This window comes from Streptomyces beigongshangae (assembly GCF_019710745.1).
Classification (GTDB): Bacteria; Actinomycetota; Actinomycetes; order Streptomycetales; family Streptomycetaceae; genus Streptomyces; species Streptomyces beigongshangae.
The window spans coordinates 1-17,240 of the sequence record NZ_JAHKJW010000075.1 but is presented as its reverse complement, the minus strand read 5'-3'; the positions used below and the strand labels follow the sequence as shown (position 1 = coordinate 17,240).

The window sequence follows — 17,240 nt, the reverse complement described above, 5'->3', positions numbered from 1 at the left end:
TGCGGCTGTGCGGCTGCTCGCGTGTGCGGGCGTTCGCGTGTGTGGGCGTCCGGCCGCGGGGCCCGCCTATTCGCGGTCCTCCGCGGTGGCGCGGCGGCGCACCGCGAAGAAGGCACCCAGGCCCGCGAGGACCACGACGCCCGCGACGATGCCGATGATGACGCCCGTCTGGCCGGCGCCGTCGGAGGACCCGCCGCCGTCGGCCGGGGCCGCCGACCACCAGCTCCAGTAACCGTCCTGGCCGTAGATGTTGCCTGCGGCCTCGGGCATCTTCGTGATCGACGCGATCTGGTCCGTGCGGTACGCCTCCACCGCGTTCGGGTACGCCATGACGTTCATGTACCCCGTGTCGTACAGCCGCGACTCCATCTGCTTGACGATGTCCGCCCTCTTGGCGGCGTCGTACTCGGCGAGCTGCCGGTCGTACAGCTCGTCGTACTTCTCGTCGCAGATGAAGTTGTCGGTCGCGCCGATCTCCTTCGGCGTCGCCGGCAGCGCCGCACAGGTGTGGATGGAGAGGACGAAGTCGGGGTCGGGGTTGACGGACCAGCCGTCGAAGGCGAGGTCGTACTCGCCCGCGAGCCAGGGGTCGCTCACGTTGTCCCGGCAGTCGAGCGAGACGCCGATGCCGAGCTCGCCCCACCACTCCTGCAGGTACTTCCCGACCGCCTTGTCCTGCGGGTCGGTGGCGTGGCAGAGGACGCGGTAGGTGATCGGCCTGCCGTTCTTCCCGACGCGCCTGCCGTCGCCGTTCTTCCGGTACCCGGCCTCGTCGAGGAGCCGGGCCGCCCCGGCCGGGTCGTATGCGATCCGCTGGCCGTCCGCCGGTTTCCAGAAGTAGGCGGAGAAGCGCGGCGGGATGTAGCCCTCGCCCTCCACCGCGTGGCCCTGGAAGACCTTGTCGACGACGGTCCTGCGGTCCACGGCCATGAACAGCGCCCGGCGGACCTTTTGGTTCAGCAGCGACTCGTGGCCGTCGCCGAATTTCTTCCCGTTCCTGGCCCGCGCGCCCGGATTGACGGCGAGCGCGTAGAAGCGACGGCCTGGCGCGTCGTTGACGGCGATGTCCTGCCGGCTCTTCAGCGCCGCGGCCTGCGCGGGCGTCAGGCCCGACACGAACGAGACCTCCCCCTTCCGCAGGGCCGCGACCGCCGCGTCACCGTCCTTGTAGTACTTGAAGACCAGCTCGTCGAATTTCGGAGCCCCGCGCCAGAACGACTTGTTGGACTTCAGCCGTACATAGCTGTCGGCTTTGTAATCCGTAAGGATGAACGGGCCGTTGCCGACGACGGGGAAGCTCTTGTCGTTGTTGAACTCGGAGAAGTCGTCGACCTTCTCCCAGACGTGCCTGGGCACGATGGGCACATCCAGTGCGGCCATGGTGGCCTGCGGCTTCTTCAGCTCGATGACCAGTTCGGTGGGGCTCGGCGCGGTGACCTTCTCGAAGTTCGCGACGAAGCTGCCGCCCGCGGTGGCCGCGCCCTCGTCGGTCATCATCTTGTTGAACGTCCACGCCGCGTCCTCGGCGGTGGCCTGTTTCCCGTCCGACCACTTCGAGTCGTCGCGGATCGTGTAGGTCCAGGTCAGCTTGTCGGCGGAGGGCTCCCACTCGGTGGCCAGCCCCGGGACCGCGTGGTTGTCCTTCGGGTCGTAGTTGGTCAGGTACTCGTACATGAGCCGGTGGACGCTCGTACTGACCAGGCGTGCCGCGAGGAACGGGCTCAGCGAGTCGACGCTCTGCGCCACCGCGACCGTGAGGACCTGTTCGCCGTCCTTCGCCTCGGCCCGCCGGGGTGCCGGATCGAGCGGGGTCGCCAGACCGGCCGTGAGCATGAGGGCGGCGCCGGCGGCCGCGAGGAGCCGGAGGACGGTGCCCTCCGTGCCGTGCTGGTCGTGTCTGTCCATGGCTCGCTACCTCACGTCGTCACTCGCACGGAGATGGACTGTGGCGCTGCTCGCTCTGGTGACCGCGGCCGGGTTGATGTGAGTGTCTATCAGCGCTGGTCGGGATGCGTCAACGGCCGGTGTACCCCTTGTGGCCTGCGGAAACAACGACTTGATCCGGATTTCACGGTCATTGGTGCAGACCCGTGAAAGGAGCCTGGTCGGAGGGCGGTGCCGAACGGCGCTGGTGCGGGGGTGTTTCGACGCCGGGCGTGCGGGGCGCGTCCCACGGCATGCCGAGGGCCCGCGCCGTGGGCGTACGGAGCGGGCCCTGAGGACGGTCCGAAGGCCGCGGATTCAGCCGAACGGGTTATCCGTGCGGGCGGTCACCGATGGGGCGGCGGGGAGGGAGGGGTCTGGCCCTGGGAGTCCTGGCCGTCCTGATCGGCCTGCGGGGCCGGGGCCGGGGGCTGGTGGGGTACGCCGGGTGCGGACGCGCCGGGGTTGAAGGGTTGACCCGGCGCGGGTGCGGCGGGCGGCTGCGGGAAGGGCGTGCCCGGCTGGGGCTGCCAGCTCTGGGGAGCGGCGCCCGGCTGCCCGGGGTACCCGGGTTGCGGCTGAGGCGGCTGCGCATAGCCGCCGGGCTGCTGCGGAGGAATTCCGTGCTGTGGGTACGGCTGACCGGGGCGGGGCTGTCCGGGCTGGCCCTGCTGGGGGAACTGCCCGGGCTGTTGGCCCGGCACCGGCTGGCCCGGGTACTGCTGACCGGGCACGGGCTGACCGTGCTGCACGGGCTGACCGTGCTGTACGGACAGGCCCGGGATCGGCTGGCCCGGCATCGGCGGTGCGGCGACCGGCGGTGGGTTGCCGTCCGACGTCCACAGGCCCTGGGCCTGCTGGTGGCGCGCGATGTCCTCCGCGACCAGCGCCGAGAGGTTGAAGTACGCCTCGCGCACCTTCGGCCGCATCATGTCGAGGTTGACCTCGGCTCCCGCCGCCAGATGCTCGTCGAACGGCACGACGATCACGCCCCGGCAGCGCGTCTCGAAGTGGCTGACGATGTCGTCCACCTTGATCATCTTGCCGGTCTCGCGCACCCCGGAGATGACGGTGAGGGACCGCGCCACCAGGTCCGCGTACCCGTGGGCCGAGAGCCAGTCCAGCGTCGTACTGGCACTGCTGGCACCGTCGACGGACGGCGTCGAGATGATGATGAGCTGGTCGGCGAGGTCGAGCACACCGCGCATGGCGCTGTAGAGCAGACCCGTACCGGAGTCCGTGAGGATGATCGGGTACTGCTTGCCGAGCACGTCGATCGCGCGCCGGTAGTCCTCGTCGTTGAACGTCGTCGACACGGCCGGGTCGACGTCGTTGGCGATGATCTCCAGCCCCGACGGCGCCTGCGAGGTGAACCGCCGGATGTCCATGTACGAGTTGAGGTACGGGATCGCCTGGACGAGGTCACGGATGGTGGCCCCGGTCTCGCGGCGCACCCGGCGGCCGAGCGTACCGGCGTCCGGGTTGGCGTCGATGGCGAGGATCTTGTCCTGCCGCTCGGTGGCGAGCGTGGCGCCGAGGGCGGTGGTCGTGGTCGTCTTGCCCACGCCGCCCTTGAGGCTGATGACGGCGATCCGGTAGCAGGACAGCACCGGGGTACGGATCAGTTCGAGCTTGCGCTGCCGCTCGGCCTCCTCCTTCTTCCCGCCGAGCCTGAACCGGGAGGACCCGGCGGTGGGCCGGCCGCTCCTCGTCTTCTGCTTCTTGTTGTTGAGCAGCCGGTCCGAGGACAGCTCCACGGCTGCCGTGTAACCGAGGGGCGCCCCCGGGTTGGTGCGCTGCCGCTGATCGTGCTGCACGGGCTGCGGCCAGGCGGTACCGGTACGGGGATCGACGGGGGCCTGTTGTTCCGGCTGGGGCTGGGGCTGGGGCTGCGGCACACCGGTGGCGGCACCCGGCTGCGGCGGTACGGGCTGCTGCGACCGGGGCTGCTGATAGGGCTGTCCCTGCTGGGGGAACGGCTGCGCGACAGGCGGCTGCGGGAACCCGTGACCGGGCGCCTGCGCGGGAGCCTGTCCCGGCGGCTGCTGGAGGCCGGGACCTTCCTGAGGCACAGGGGCCGCAGGGTGCTGTGCTGCGGCCGGCCCGGACTGCGGGAACCCGTATCCGCCCTGCGGACCGGGACCCGGAACCGACGCGGGCCCGGGGACCTGCGTCTGGGCCGGAGGCGCGGCGGGGAACCCGGCCGACGGCTGCGGCTGCGGCTGCGGGAAGCCGGGGACCGCTTGGGCCGCCGGGACCGCGCCGGGAGCGCTGAACTGCGGGAATCCGTAACCGCCCGGCTGCTCGGCAGAAGCCGGAGCAGCGGCGGCAGGCACGGGCGCGGCAGGCTCAGCCGGGGCCGGGGCCGGGGCCGGGGCCGGGGCCGGGGCCGGGGCCGGCGTACCTGGCTGGGCGGGCCAGACCGGCGGCGAAGGCTGCGGCGCCTGCGGCTGGAACGGCTGCCCCTGCGGCGGCGCGGACGGCCGAACCGGTGACTCCGCCTGCGGAGGCTGCCCGTCCCCGTCCTCCACCGCGTCGGGCCACTGCCCGGCCGGAGCGGGAGCGGCGGGCTGGTACGACGGCGGCAGCGGGGGCAGTCCGCTCTGCGGCAGCGGTGGTGGGGTCCATGCGGGAGGCGCGTCCTGCGGTTCCGCGTCGCGGGGCTCGGCCTCACCCGTCGCCGGCGCGTCCTGCGGCTCGGAGTCCGTCACCGGCACGGAATCGCCGGCGTCGTCGGGGTTCCGCGCGTCCGCGTCAACCAGCTGCGCCTCGACGACATCGGCGAACGTTTCAGCGACCTCGCCCTCGGCCTCGTCCCCGTCTCCGCCCTTGTTCCCGTCCTCCTCCTCGGCCCCCTCGTCCACCTGGTCGTCGTCCTCGGCCTGGTTCCCGAACGCGACCTGGACGACCTCCGCATCGGTGCCTTCGTCCGCGACCGATGCCTCCTCCGGAACCGGAACCTCAGCCGATTCGCCGGTCTCGGTCTCGGACTGGGACTGGGACTCGGACTGGGGCTCGACGCCGCCCCGCTCCGCGACCTCCCTCTTCACGGCGTCAGCGGAGATCCGCATCGTGGCGCCGCTCTCGATGTCCCCGCCGCCGCCGCCTCCTCCGGCCGGAGGAACCGGAGGAACCGGAGGAACCGGAGGAACCTGAGGTTCGAACCCACTGTCCACCGGCAGCCCCGGAACGGCCACGGGACTGCCGGACGGAGCAACGGGAGCGGGCGGCACCGCAGCCGGGGGAGTGAAGGGCGCTCCAGGAGCGAAAGGCGGCGCGGGAGCGGCGGGCGCCACCGGACCCACCGGCGCCTGCGGAGCAACCGGACCCACCGGGCCCTGCGGAACCACCGGAGCCCGAGGCGGCACGAAAGCCGGCGGCGCACTCGGCACACTCGGCGCCCTTGCCCCACCCGGCACGTCCGCGCCGTCCTCCCCGTGCGCTTCCGCTTCTTCCGCTTCTTCCTCTTCTTCTTCCTTTTCCCCCTCCTCGGTCACAGCAGGAGAAGCCGTCCCCGAACTGCCGGAGGCGTTCTGCGTGTACCAGGCGGGAGGGGCGTAGTCGATGGTGAACTCGCCCGTCGTCTCGACGGCGGACTCCGCGTCGGACTGGTCATCGCCGGGTGTGGCCCAGCCCCCGCGGATCCCGTCCCGATCGCTGTTCACAATTCCTCCTGGTGTGGTCGAGCACCCTCATGTCGAGCTGGGGCGACCGTTCTCGTCGTCCGGGGCCTCGTGACGCGCCCCGGCTCCCCCTGTGACGCGACGGTCCCGGTGACGGGTTCTGCTGCCGCGCCCCTCCAGCCTAATCACCACAACCACCCCCACGGCAGGCCCGTCCACCCCCGCGATCCCGCCCACTACGTCACAGCCTGCCCAGAAGTGACGGACGAACTACCTTGCGCGGAAGGCAAAGTGGACAAAGAGCGCTAAAACAAGAAGGACCGGCGGCATCCCTGCCGCCGGTCACCACCGGTCGCCGCCGGTCCCTCTTCTCCCGCTCCTCCTGCTGTCCCGCTCCGCCTGCCGCCTCCTGCTTCCCGCCGCCGCGGTGGGCTACTGCGGCGGCTGCTCCGCATCCGCAGGCGCCCCGCCGCCCTGCGGCGCCGGCTCCAGGTCGAACTCCCCGTCGCGCGCACCGAGCACGAAGGCCCGCCACTCCGCCTCCGTGTACCGCAGCACCGTGTCCGGGTCGAGGGACGACCGCATGCCCACCGCGCCCCCGGGGAGGTACGCGATCTCGACCCGCTCCTCGTGCTCCTCGGTACCCGGCGCGCTCTGCCATTCGACCCCCGAGATGTCGAGGGCGTAGAGCTCGTCCTTCTCCCGCTCCTTGCGCGCCCTGACGTCCTTGTCCCCCGCGCCCTCTGCCTCGGCCATGGCGAAGCGACCCCTTCCAGACGAACGAACCCGATCTGCGTACCGACGGGGCGCCCGGCAGGGCGCCGGCCCGTCGCGTCACCCTACTGGGACCGGCTCCCGCCCCTCCCCGCTCGGGGGAACCCCGGTCGGCGGCACCCCTACCCCCTGGTACGCTGTGTTACGGCCGTATGTGTACGCACCCCCGGACCGCCCTCAAGGGCCCTGGAGGTAGCGCTCAGCGGATCCCCGCCTCCCGAGTTACGGAAGCTCCCCTGAGAAGTGGACCAGGGGCACTCGGTGGCCATCGACGAAGACTACGAGGAGTACGCGTGCCGCTCGACGCCGCTACGAAGAAGCAGCTCATCACGGAGTTCGGTCAGAAGGAGGGCGACACCGGCTCCCCCGAGGTCCAGGTCGCGATGCTCTCGCGCCGTATCTCGGACCTGACCGAGCACCTCAAGACCCACAAGCACGACCACCACTCCCGTCGTGGTCTGCTGATCCTGGTCGGTCAGCGCCGTCGCCTGCTGCAGTACCTGGCGAAGAAGGACATCCAGCGCTTCCGCGCGCTGGTCGACCGCCTGGGCATCCGCCGCGGTGCGGCGGGCGCGAAGTAAGACACCGTGGAGGGAGCGGTTCCCACTCTTAGGGGACCGCTCCCTTTGCTGTACGTGCGGAGTGTCACCACCCCTTTGTAGTCTGGTGGCACAACGCAATAAGCAGGACACGATGCGGCACCGCGACAGTGCACAGCACAACACCGCACGGTCGCCGTACCGCACGACACGCACTACACGCACGACAAGAGGGAAAGCGCACCTCGCCGCCGCCGGTCCTCGGTAGTGGCCCCCGGGGGAATGGGAACCCGGGAGCTTCGATCGAAGACCGGCCCGCACGAGTAGGCGCGCTTCTCCGCGGAAGCGTCCCCCTGCCACACGGGCAGGCCGGGACGAAAGACGAAAAGTATCGGAGAAAACGCTAGTGGAGAACGAGACCCACTACGCCGAGGCCGTTATCGACAACGGTTCCTTCGGCACCCGCACCATCCGCTTCGAGACGGGCCGCCTGGCCAAGCAGGCCGCCGGCTCCGCCGTCGCGTACCTGGACGACGACACCATGGTGCTGTCGGCCACCACCGCTTCCAAGAAGCCCAAGGACAACCTCGACTTCTTCCCCCTCACGGTGGACGTCGAGGAGCGGATGTACGCCGCCGGCAAGATCCCCGGCAGCTTCTTCCGCCGCGAGGGCCGGCCCTCCGAGGACGCGATCCTCACCTGCCGCCTCATCGACCGCCCGCTGCGCCCGTCCTTCAAGAAGGGCCTGCGCAACGAGATCCAGGTCGTCGCCACGATCATGGCGCTCAACCCCGACCACCTGTACGACGTCGTGGCGATCAACGCCGCCTCCGCGTCCACGCAGCTGGCCGGCCTGCCCTTCTCCGGCCCGATCGGCGGCGTCCGCGTCGCGCTGATCAACGGCCAGTGGGTCGCGTTCCCGACGCACACCGAGCTCGAGGACGCCGTCTTCGACATGGTCGTCGCCGGTCGCGTCCTGGAGGACGGCGACGTCGCGATCATGATGGTCGAGGCCGAGGCCACCGAGAAGACCATCCAGCTGGTCGCGGGTGGCGCCGAGGCGCCCACCGAGGAGGTCGTCGCCGCCGGTCTGGACGCCGCGAAGCCCTTCATCAAGGTGCTCTGCAAGGCCCAGGCCGACCTCGCGTCGAAGGCCGCCAAGCCCACCGGCGAGTTCCCGGTCTTCCTCGACCACCAGGACGACGTCCTGGAGGCGCTCACCGCCGCCGTCAAGGACGAGCTCTCCCAGGCCCTCACCATCCCGGGCAAGCAGGACCGCGAGGCCGAGCTGGACCGCGTCAAGGAGATCGCCGCCGAGAAGCTGCTCCCGCAGTTCGAGGGCCGCGAGAAGGAGATCTCCGCCGCGTACCGCTCGCTGACCAAGTCCCTGGTCCGTGAGCGCGTCATCAAGGACAAGGTCCGCATCGACGGCCGCGGCGTCACGGACATCCGTACGCTCGCCGCCGAGGTCGAGGCCATCCCGCGCGTGCACGGCTCCGCCCTGTTCGAGCGTGGCGAGACCCAGATCCTGGGCGTCACCACCCTGAACATGCTCCGGATGGAGCAGCAGCTGGACACCCTCTCCCCGGTGACCCGCAAGCGCTACATGCACAACTACAACTTCCCGCCGTACTCGGTGGGCGAGACCGGCCGCGTCGGCTCCCCGAAGCGCCGCGAGATCGGCCACGGCGCCCTCGCCGAGCGCGCCATCGTGCCGGTCCTGCCGACGCGCGAGGAGTTCCCCTACGCGATCCGCCAGGTGTCCGAGGCCCTCGGCTCCAACGGCTCGACGTCCATGGGTTCGGTCTGCGCCTCCACCATGTCGCTGCTCAACGCCGGTGTGCCGCTCAAGGCCCCCGTCGCGGGCATCGCCATGGGCCTGATCTCGCAGGAGATCAACGGCGAGACGCACTACGTCGCCCTCACCGACATCCTCGGTGCGGAGGACGCCTTCGGCGACATGGACTTCAAGGTCGCCGGCACCAAGGAGTTCGTGACCGCCCTCCAGCTCGACACCAAGCTGGACGGCATCCCCGCCTCCGTCCTGGCCGCGGCCCTCAAGCAGGCCCGTGACGCCCGCCTCCACATCCTCGACGTGATGATGGAAGCGATCGACACGCCGGACGAGATGTCCCCGAACGCCCCGCGGATCATCACGGTCAAGATCCCCGTGGACAAGATCGGTGAGGTCATCGGCCCGAAGGGCAAGATGATCAACCAGATCCAGGAGGACACCGGCGCCGACATCACGATCGAGGACGACGGCACCATCTACATCGGTGCCGCCCAGGGCTCGCAGGCCGAGGCCGCCCGTGCCACGATCAACGGCATCGCCAACCCGACCATGCCGGAGGTCGGCGAGCGCTACCTGGGCACCGTCGTGAAGACGACGACCTTCGGTGCGTTCGTGTCGCTGCTGCCGGGCAAGGACGGACTGCTGCACATCTCGCAGATCCGCAAGCTCGCCGGCGGCAAGCGCGTGGAGAACGTCGAGGACGTCGTGGCCGTGGGCTCCAAGGTCCAGGTCGAGATCGCCGAGATCGACTCCCGCGGCAAGCTCTCCCTCATCCCCGTGATCGAGGGCGAGGGCGACGACGACAAGGACGCCGCCTCCGACGGCTCCGCTGCGGGCGACAAGTGACGGCAAGCACCTCCAAGGCGACGGCCCGCACCTCCTCGGAGGCGCGGGCCGTCGCCCGTACCCAAACCCTGATCAAGGGCGAGAACGGCATCGGCACGGTCCGCAGGACCACCCTCCCCGGGGGCCTGCGCGTCGTCACCGAGACCCTGCCCTCCGTGCGCTCCGCCACCTTCGGCATCTGGGCGCACGTCGGCTCGCGGGACGAGACGCCGGCTCTGAACGGCGCCACGCACTACCTGGAACACCTCCTCTTCAAGGGCACGCACACCCGCAGCGCCCTGGACATCTCCTCCGTCATCGACGCGGTCGGCGGCGAGATGAACGCGTTCACGGCGAAGGAGTACACGTGCTACTACGCACGCGTGCTCGACACCGACCTGCCGCTCGCCATCGACGTGGTCTGCGACATGCTCACCGGCTCGCTGATCCGCGAGGAGGACGTGGACGTCGAGCGCGGCGCGATCCTGGAGGAGATCGCGATGACGGAGGACGACCCGGGCGACTGCGTGCACGACCTGTTCGCGCACACGATGCTCGGCGACACCCCCCTGGGCCGCCCCGTCCTCGGCACGGTCGACACGGTCAACGCCCTCACCGCGGACCGCATCAGGCGCTTCTACAAGAAGCACTACGACCCGACGCACCTCGTGGTCGCGGCCGCCGGCAACGTCGACCACCACAAGGTCGTGCGCCAGGTCCGTGCCGCCTTCGAGAAGGCCGGCGCGTTCAAGCGGCCGGACGCCGGCCCGATCGCCCCGCGCGACGGCTCCCGCACCATCCGCACCGCCGGACGCGTCGAGCTCCTCGGCCGCAAGACCGAGCAGGCCCACGTCGTCCTCGGCATGCCGGGCCTCGCCCGCACCGACGAGCGGCGCTGGGCCCTGGGCGTCCTGAACACCGCACTGGGCGGCGGCATGTCCTCCCGCCTCTTCCAGGAGGTCCGCGAGAAGCGCGGTCTGGCCTACAGCGTGTACTCGTACACCTCGGGCTTCGCCGACTGCGGCCTCTTCGGCGTGTACGCGGGCTGCCGTCCCAGCCAGGTCCACGACGTGCTGAAGATCTGCCGCGACGAACTCGACCAGGTCGCCGAGCACGGCCTGTCCGACGACGAGATCGGCCGCGCCGTCGGCCAGCTCCGCGGCTCCACGGTCCTCGGCCTGGAGGACACGGGCGCGCTGATGAACCGTATCGGCAAGAGCGAACTGTGCTGGGGCGAGCAGATGTCCGTCGACGACATGCTGACCCGCATCGCGTCGGTCACCCCGGACGAGGTCCGGGAAGTGGCCCGCGACATCCTGGGACAGCGGCCCTCGCTGTCGGTCATCGGCCCGCTGAAGGACAAGCAGGCGTCCCGGCTGCACGAAGCGGTCGCGTAGAGCGGCACGAGTCCCGGCCAAGTCCCCGACCAAGAAAGCAAGAACATGAGCAAGCTGCGCGTGGCGGTCCTCGGCGCCAAGGGGCGTATCGGATCAGAGGCGGTACGGGCCGTCGAGGCCGCCGACGACCTGGAGCTGGTGGCCGCACTGGGCCGGGGCGACCCACTGGAGACCCTGACCGAGGCGGGCGCCCAGGTCGTCGTCGAACTCACCACCCCCGCCTCGGTCATGGAGAACCTCGGCTTCTGCGTACGGCACGGCATCCACGCCGTGGTCGGTACGACGGGCTGGACCGACGAGCGCCTCGCACAGCTGGAGACCTCGCTGGCCGCGGTACCGGGCACGGGCGTGCTCATCGCCCCGAACTTCTCCATCGGCGCGGTGCTGACCATGCAGTTCGCGCGGGCGGCCGCGCCGTACTTCGAGTCGGTCGAGGTCGTCGAGCTGCACCACCCGAACAAGGTGGACGCGCCCAGCGGCACCGCCACCCGCACCGCCCAGCTCATCGCCGCCGCCCGGCGGGAGGCGGGCAGCGCCCCGCAGCCCGACGCCACGGCGACGGCCCTGGACGGTGCCCGCGGCGCGGACGTCGACGGCGTCCCGGTGCACGCGGTCCGGCTGCGCGGCCTGCTGGCCCACCAGGAGGTGCTGCTCGGCGGCGAGGGCGAGACACTGACGATCCGTCACGACTCCCTGCACCACAGCAGCTTCATGCCGGGCGTCCTGCTCGGCGTGCGCCGCGTCGTGGACACCCCGGGCCTCACGTTCGGCCTGGAAAACTTCCTGGACCTGAAGTAACCGCCATGTCCGGGAAGATCACGTACGCCGTCACGGCGGCCGTCCTGGTCGTCTACTTCGTCCTGGTCGGCACCCGCGGGATGATGCTGATCCAGCACGGCACGCCGCTCACCGTCGCCTTCGGCGCCGCCGTCCTCGTCCTGCCGGCGATCGGTGTCTGGTTCCTCTGGAAGAACACCCGGTTCGTCCGGCAGGCCAACCGGCTCGCCGCGGAGCTCGACGCCGAGGGCGGGCTCCCTGCCGACGAGCTGCGGCGCACCCCGAGCGGCCGCATCGACCGCGACTCGGCCGACGAGGTGTTCGCCCGGCGCAGGGCCGAGACGGAGGACGCCCCCGACGACTGGCGCAGCTGGTTCCGGCTGGCGATCGCCTACCACGACGCCCGCGACACCCCACGGGCCCGCAAGGCGATGCAGCACGCGATCACCCTGCACGACGGGAAACCCGCACGGACCTGAGGGACATGGGCGCCACCATGACGAAGGGCCCCGCCACACCGCACCCGGTGGAGGGGCCCTTCGTCATGTCACCGCTCAGGCGTGCTGCCGGTACTCGTCCGCCCACACCTCGACGGCGTCCGCGGCCCGGTCGAAGGCTTCGGGACGGCCCATGAAGTCCGCGTTGTGCGTGGTCAGCAAGGGCGTCGGCCCGTCACCGGAGGAGTGACCCCCGCGGATGAGGACGAGCGCCTGGCCCTGCACCGTCCGCGGCAGCCCGAGCCAGCGCACCGGCTGCTGCACGGTCCGCACCACCGCGACCTGTGCCCAGGGCGTCGTCGCCGTGGTGAAGAACCGCACCCGGCGCAGACCGGAGGCGCTCACCCACGCACCCATCCGCAGCAGACGCAGGGCGCACGCGATGACCAGTACGGCGAGCCCCAGGCACACCGCGCCTCCCGACGCGTTCCCGGCCGCCGCGATGACGACCGCCGCGAACAGCACGTACGACGCGAGCAGCAGCAGGAGCGCCGCCGCGCCGACCCGCCACGGGCCGGGCCGGTAAGGACGCCGCCACCGGTCCCGGTTGTCGAACGGCAGTGCGATATCCTCGCCCGCCTCGTCGAAAGCGCGATCGGCGGTCAGAAAGGGCAGGGGCACGGCTGATCCTCACTCACACCACGCATGGACTGTGCCCGGTGAGGCTACCCATCCCGATCTCCGCCCACCACCCGCGGGGGGCCATGGGGGGTGGGGTGCTTCCCGGTCCGCGGGACCGCCGGGGGAGGGGTCGGCGTCCCCGGGACGCGTCGGACTGCTGCGTGTGCCCGGGGGAGAGGTCGGCCGAGAGGGCGGGCAGGCCGAGGAGCAGGGAGCCCACGAGGCCGGCCACCACGGTCGGGCCCATCAGTCACCGGCCGGCCGGCTCGGCGGCGGAGGCCCGTGGACGCGGCGCTGGGGTGACGTCGCTGCGGAACGCGTCGGCTTCGGCGACGAAGGCGAACGGGACGGGTTCGCACCGACGGAACACGGGTGCGCTCCTCCTTCGCGGACTCGGGTCCCCGGGAGACCCGAACGGATCACTGCCACTGGTACGGACGAGCGAGCGCCCCGTACGGTGCCCTGTCCCACCGGCTTCGCAGAAGTCTGCGGGCGAATGTCGCGTCACGGCACCGAACGCCTCCTCGCCGGTCCCGGACCGTAGAGTGGTCGCCGCCCGAGCCAGTACTGGGAAGGATCCTCCACACCGTGACCGACACCCCCGCCGACGACTTCAAGCCCGACTTCCGCAGTGACGTCACCGTCGAGTTGGTCAAGCACAGCGCTTCCGACTCCGACGTGCTCTTCGCCGCCCGCGTCTCCACGCTCGGCGAGCAGTCCCTGGAGGAACTGCAGAAGGACCCGGAGCGCTCGAAGGGCCTGATCAACTACCTGATGCGGGACCGGCACGGCAGCCCCTTCGAGCACAACTCGATGACGTTCCTGATCAGCGCCCCGATCTTCGTCTTCCGCGAGTTCATGCGCCACCGGGTGGGCTGGTCGTACAACGAGGAGTCCGGCCGCTACCGCGAGCTCCAGCCGGTCTTCTACGTCCCCGGCGCGTCCCGCAAGCTGGTCCAGGAGGGGCGCCCCGGGAAGTACGTCTTCGTCGAGGGCACCGAAGCCCAGCTGGAGCTGGTCAACCGCACCATGGAGGACGCATACCGGCAGGCGTACGAGGCGTACCGGGAGATGCTCGCCGCCGGTGTCGCCCGCGAGGTCGCCCGCGCGGTCCTCCCGGTCGGCCTGTTCTCCTCGATGTACGCGACCTGCAACGCCCGCTCGCTGATGCACTTCCTCGGCCTGCGCACCCAGCACGAGCAGGCGAAGGTCCCGTCCTTCCCGCAGCGGGAGATCGAGATGGTCGGCGAGAGGATGGAGGCGGAGTGGGCCCGGCTCATGCCCCTCACGTACGCCGCCTTCAACACCAACGGACGCGTCGCCCCATGACGCGCCCCGACCGGTTCCGTCGCCCGGCCCACCAGGCACATCTGTACGGGCCGGTCGAGCGAGGTGTCCGTATTGCGGCATTTCGTGAAATGCATCTAGCCTGATCAAAGGGGCCCGGTACTGCTTGAACCCCCGAGCAGGCAGTGCCGGGCTCCATCTTTGTCCCGACTTGTCGCCTCCCCCGAGGGCAGACCGCACGTTGAGCAGCGAGTAGCGTGTTACCCATGGCTCCGACCTCCACTCCGCAGACCCCCTTCGGGCGGGTCCTCACCGCCATGGTCACGCCCTTCGGGGCGGACGGCGCACTCGACCTCGACGGCGCGCAGCGGCTCGCCACCCACCTGGTGGACGCAGGCAACGACGGCCTGGTCGTCAACGGCACCACGGGCGAGTCCCCGACCACCAGCGACGCGGAGAAAGCGGATCTCGTACGAGCCGTGGTGGAGGCCGTCGGCGACCGCGCCCACGTCGTCACCGGCGTCGGCACGAACGACACGCGCCACAGTGTCGAGCTGGCCCACGCCGCCGAGCAGGCCGGCGCGCACGGCCTGCTCACCGTGACGCCGTACTACAACAAGCCCTCGCAGGAGGGCCTGTACCAGCACTTCACCACGATCGCCGACGCCACCGGCCTGCCGGTCATGCTCTACGACATCCCCGGCCGCAGCGGCGTCCCGATCAACACGGAGACGCTGGTGCGTCTCGCCGAGCACCCGCGCATCGTCGCGAACAAGGACGCCAAGGGCGACCTGGGCCGCGCCGGCTGGGCCATCGCGAGCTCCGGCCTCGCCTGGTACTCCGGCGACGACATGCTGAACCTGCCGCTCCTGTCCGTGGGCGCGGTCGGCTTCGTCTCCGTGGTCGGCCACGTGGTCACCCCCGAACTCCGGAGCATGCTCGACGCGTACGTGAGCGGCGACGTCCAGAAGGCCACCGAGATCCACCAGAAGCTGCTCCCCGTCTTCACCGGTATGTTCCGCACCCAGGGCGTCATGACGACCAAGGCCGCGCTGACCCTGCAGGGACTGCCCGCCGGACCGCTGCGCCTGCCCATGGTCGGCCTGTCGTCCGAGGAGACCGCACAGCTCAAGATCGATCTTGCTGCCGGCGGGGTACAGCTCTAACCACAGACTTCACAACTGAATACGTACGACCACGCAGGCCGAGTGCCTGCTCCACCGGACAACTGCTACTGCACGAACGTCATGCGCGCCACGTGCCCTGCCAGGTACGTGGCGCGTGTGGTGAGGAGAGTCTTTTGAGTCATCCGCATCCTGAACTCCGTCTCCCGCCGAAGCTCCCCAAGGGGGGCCTCAGGGTCACGCCGCTCGGCGGTCTCGGTGAGATCGGCCGGAACATGACGGTCTTCGAGTACGACGGCCGTCTTCTGATCGTCGACTGCGGCGTGCTCTTCCCGGAGGAGGAGCAGCCCGGCATCGACCTGATCCTGCCGGACTTCAGTTCGATCAGGGACCGCCTCGACGACATCGAGGGCATCGTCCTCACGCACGGCCACGAGGACCACATCGGCGGCGTCCCCTTCCTCCTTCGGGAGAAGCCGGACATCCCGCTCATCGGCTCCAAGCTGACCCTCGCCCTCATCGAGGCGAAGCTGCAGGAGCACCGCATCCGCCCGTACACCCTCGAGGTCGCCGAGGGCCACCGCGAGCGCATCGGCCCCTTCGAATGCGAATTCGTGGCGGTCAACCACTCCATCCCGGACGCCCTCGCGGTCGCCATCCGCACCCCCGCGGGCATGGTGGTCCACACCGGTGACTTCAAGATGGACCAGCTCCCGCTGGACGGCCGGCTCACGGACCTGCACGCGTTCGCGCGTCTGAGCGAGGAAGGCATCGACCTCCTCCTCTCGGACTCCACGAACGCGGAGGTCCCGGGCTTCGTCCCGCCGGAGCGCGACATCTCGAACGTGCTGCGCCAGGTCTTCGCGAACGCCAGCAAGCGCATCATCGTGGCCAGCTTCGCCAGCCATGTGCACCGCATCCAGCAGATCCTCGACGCCGCCCACGAGTACGGCCGCCGGGTCGCCTTCGTCGGACGCTCGATGGTCCGCAACATGGGCATCGCGCGGGACCTCGGCTACCTCAAGGTCCCGCCGGGCCTGGTGGTGGACGTCAAGACACTGGACGACCTCCCGGAACACGAGATCGTCCTCGTCTGCACCGGCTCCCAGGGCGAGCCGATGGCGGCCCTGTCGCGGATGGCGAACAGGGACCACCAGATCCGCATCGTCCAGGGCGACACGGTGATCCTGGCGTCGTCGCTCATCCCCGGCAACGAGAACGCGGTCTACCGCGTCATCAACGGGCTGACCCGCTGGGGCGCCAACGTCGTCCACAAGGGCAACGCCAAGGTGCATGTCTCGGGCCACGCCTCCGCCGGCGAGCTCCTGTACTTCTACAACATCTGCAGGCCGCGCAACCTGATGCCGGTCCACGGGGAATGGCGCCACCTGCGTGCCAACGCCGAGCTGGGCGCCCTGACCGGCGTACCGCACGACCGCATCGTGATCGCCGAGGACGGCGTGGTCGTCGACCTCGTCGGGGGCAAGGCCAGAATCGCGGGCAAGGTCCAGGCCGGATACGTGTACGTCGACGGCCTCTCCGTCGGCGGCGTCGGCGAACCCACGCTCAAGGACCGCAAGATCCTCGGTGACGAGGGCATCATCTCGGTCTTCGTGGTGCTGGACACCAGCACCGGGAAGATCACCGGGGGGCCGCACATCCAGGCCCGCGGCTCGGGCATCGAGGACTCCGCGTTCGTCGACGTCCTCCCGAAGGTCGTCGAGGTCCTGGAGAGATCGGCCCAGGACGGTGTCGTCGAAGCCCACCAGATGCAGCAGCTCATCCGCCGTACGCTGGGCAAATGGGTCTCGGACACCTACCGCCGCCGGCCGATGATCCTGCCGGTCGTGGTCGAGGTCTGAGACCGCGTCGCACGCACGCATCCGGAGCGGGGCTCCCCGATTTGCATCGGGGAGCCCCGCTCCAGTACGTTTACGGCTCCGCCAGACGGGCACCCGGAACTTTCAAGCGTCCGGACCACCCCGGAAGGGGCGGAGAATCCGACTCAGCGTCTCTGCTAAAGTCGGAATCGCCGGAAAGGGAAACGCGAGAGCGGGA

Annotated in this window: 12 protein-coding genes and 1 pseudogene; 8 read left to right on the top strand and 5 right to left on the bottom strand. The window is 70.4% G+C overall.

From position 1 onward, the window contains the following. Nucleotides 1-66: 66 nt before the first annotated feature. From KM933_RS34540 to KM933_RS34530, 3 genes are all read right to left on the bottom strand, one after another. Nucleotides 67-1,905 carry an ABC transporter substrate-binding protein gene (locus KM933_RS34540; protein ID WP_221360039.1) on the bottom strand — a complete coding sequence of 613 codons (1,839 nt, stop codon included), beginning with the start codon at nucleotides 1,903-1,905 and terminating at the stop codon, nucleotides 67-69. 365 nt (nucleotides 1,906-2,270) lie between these two features. Further along, the gene (locus KM933_RS34535) at nucleotides 2,271-5,588 is read right to left on the bottom strand and encodes an SCO5717 family growth-regulating ATPase (RefSeq protein WP_221360037.1); all 3,318 of its coding nucleotides are present in this window, start codon (nucleotides 5,586-5,588) and stop codon (nucleotides 2,271-2,273) included. A gap of 390 nt (nucleotides 5,589-5,978) precedes the next feature. Further along, nucleotides 5,979-6,302: a DUF397 domain-containing protein gene (locus KM933_RS34530; RefSeq protein ID WP_221360035.1), complete on the bottom strand. Its 324-nt coding sequence runs from the start codon at nucleotides 6,300-6,302 to the stop codon at nucleotides 5,979-5,981. Between the two features lie 311 nt (nucleotides 6,303-6,613). On the opposite strand from KM933_RS34530, the gene rpsO reads away from it, so the two are divergent. The 5 genes from rpsO to KM933_RS34505 all read left to right on the top strand — a co-directional run bounded on the left by rpsO (nucleotide 6,614) and on the right by KM933_RS34505 (nucleotide 12,132). Then, complete coding sequence (rpsO, locus tag KM933_RS34525) at nucleotides 6,614-6,901, top strand: 30S ribosomal protein S15 (RefSeq protein WP_020128575.1); 288 nt, start codon at nucleotides 6,614-6,616, stop codon at nucleotides 6,899-6,901. 364 nt (nucleotides 6,902-7,265) lie between these two features. After that, nucleotides 7,266-9,500, top strand: coding sequence for a polyribonucleotide nucleotidyltransferase (locus KM933_RS34520; protein WP_221360033.1), 2,235 nt, complete (start codon nucleotides 7,266-7,268; stop codon nucleotides 9,498-9,500). Beyond that, nucleotides 9,497-10,876, top strand: a complete 1,380-nt coding sequence (locus KM933_RS34515) for a M16 family metallopeptidase (protein WP_221360031.1) — start codon at nucleotides 9,497-9,499, stop codon at nucleotides 10,874-10,876. Before KM933_RS34520 ends, KM933_RS34515 begins: the two co-directional genes overlap by 4 nt. Nucleotides 10,877-10,921: 45 nt before the next feature. Beyond that, nucleotides 10,922-11,674, top strand: a complete 753-nt coding sequence (dapB, locus tag KM933_RS34510) for a 4-hydroxy-tetrahydrodipicolinate reductase (RefSeq protein WP_221360028.1) — start codon at nucleotides 10,922-10,924, stop codon at nucleotides 11,672-11,674. 5 nt (nucleotides 11,675-11,679) lie between these two features. Next, a complete protein-coding gene (locus KM933_RS34505; RefSeq protein WP_221360026.1) occupies nucleotides 11,680-12,132 on the top strand; it encodes a tetratricopeptide repeat protein in 453 nt (150 codons plus the stop codon). A gap of 75 nt (nucleotides 12,133-12,207) precedes the next feature. Here KM933_RS34505 and KM933_RS34500 read toward each other — a convergent pair whose 3' ends face one another. Both KM933_RS34500 and KM933_RS39970 read right to left on the bottom strand, forming a co-directional pair. After that, entirely contained in the window at nucleotides 12,208-12,771 is a 564-nt protein-coding gene (locus KM933_RS34500) for a hypothetical protein (RefSeq protein WP_221360025.1), read from the bottom strand. Nucleotides 12,772-12,904: 133 nt separating this feature from the next. After that, nucleotides 12,905-13,141, bottom strand: a pseudogene (locus KM933_RS39970) (hypothetical protein); the annotation flags it as partial. Between the two features lie 218 nt (nucleotides 13,142-13,359). Between KM933_RS39970 and thyX the strand changes: the two are divergent. The 3 genes from thyX to KM933_RS34485 all read left to right on the top strand — a co-directional run bounded on the left by thyX (nucleotide 13,360) and on the right by KM933_RS34485 (nucleotide 17,044). Continuing rightward, entirely contained in the window at nucleotides 13,360-14,100 is a 741-nt protein-coding gene (gene thyX, locus KM933_RS34495; RefSeq protein ID WP_221360024.1) for an FAD-dependent thymidylate synthase, read from the top strand. 224 nt (nucleotides 14,101-14,324) lie between these two features. Continuing rightward, nucleotides 14,325-15,224: a 4-hydroxy-tetrahydrodipicolinate synthase gene (gene dapA / locus KM933_RS34490; protein ID WP_221360023.1), complete on the top strand. Its 900-nt coding sequence runs from the start codon at nucleotides 14,325-14,327 to the stop codon at nucleotides 15,222-15,224. Nucleotides 15,225-15,358: 134 nt separating this feature from the next. Then, nucleotides 15,359-17,044, top strand: coding sequence for a ribonuclease J (locus KM933_RS34485; protein WP_221360021.1), 1,686 nt, complete (start codon nucleotides 15,359-15,361; stop codon nucleotides 17,042-17,044). The last annotated feature ends 196 nt before the right edge of the window (nucleotides 17,045-17,240 follow it).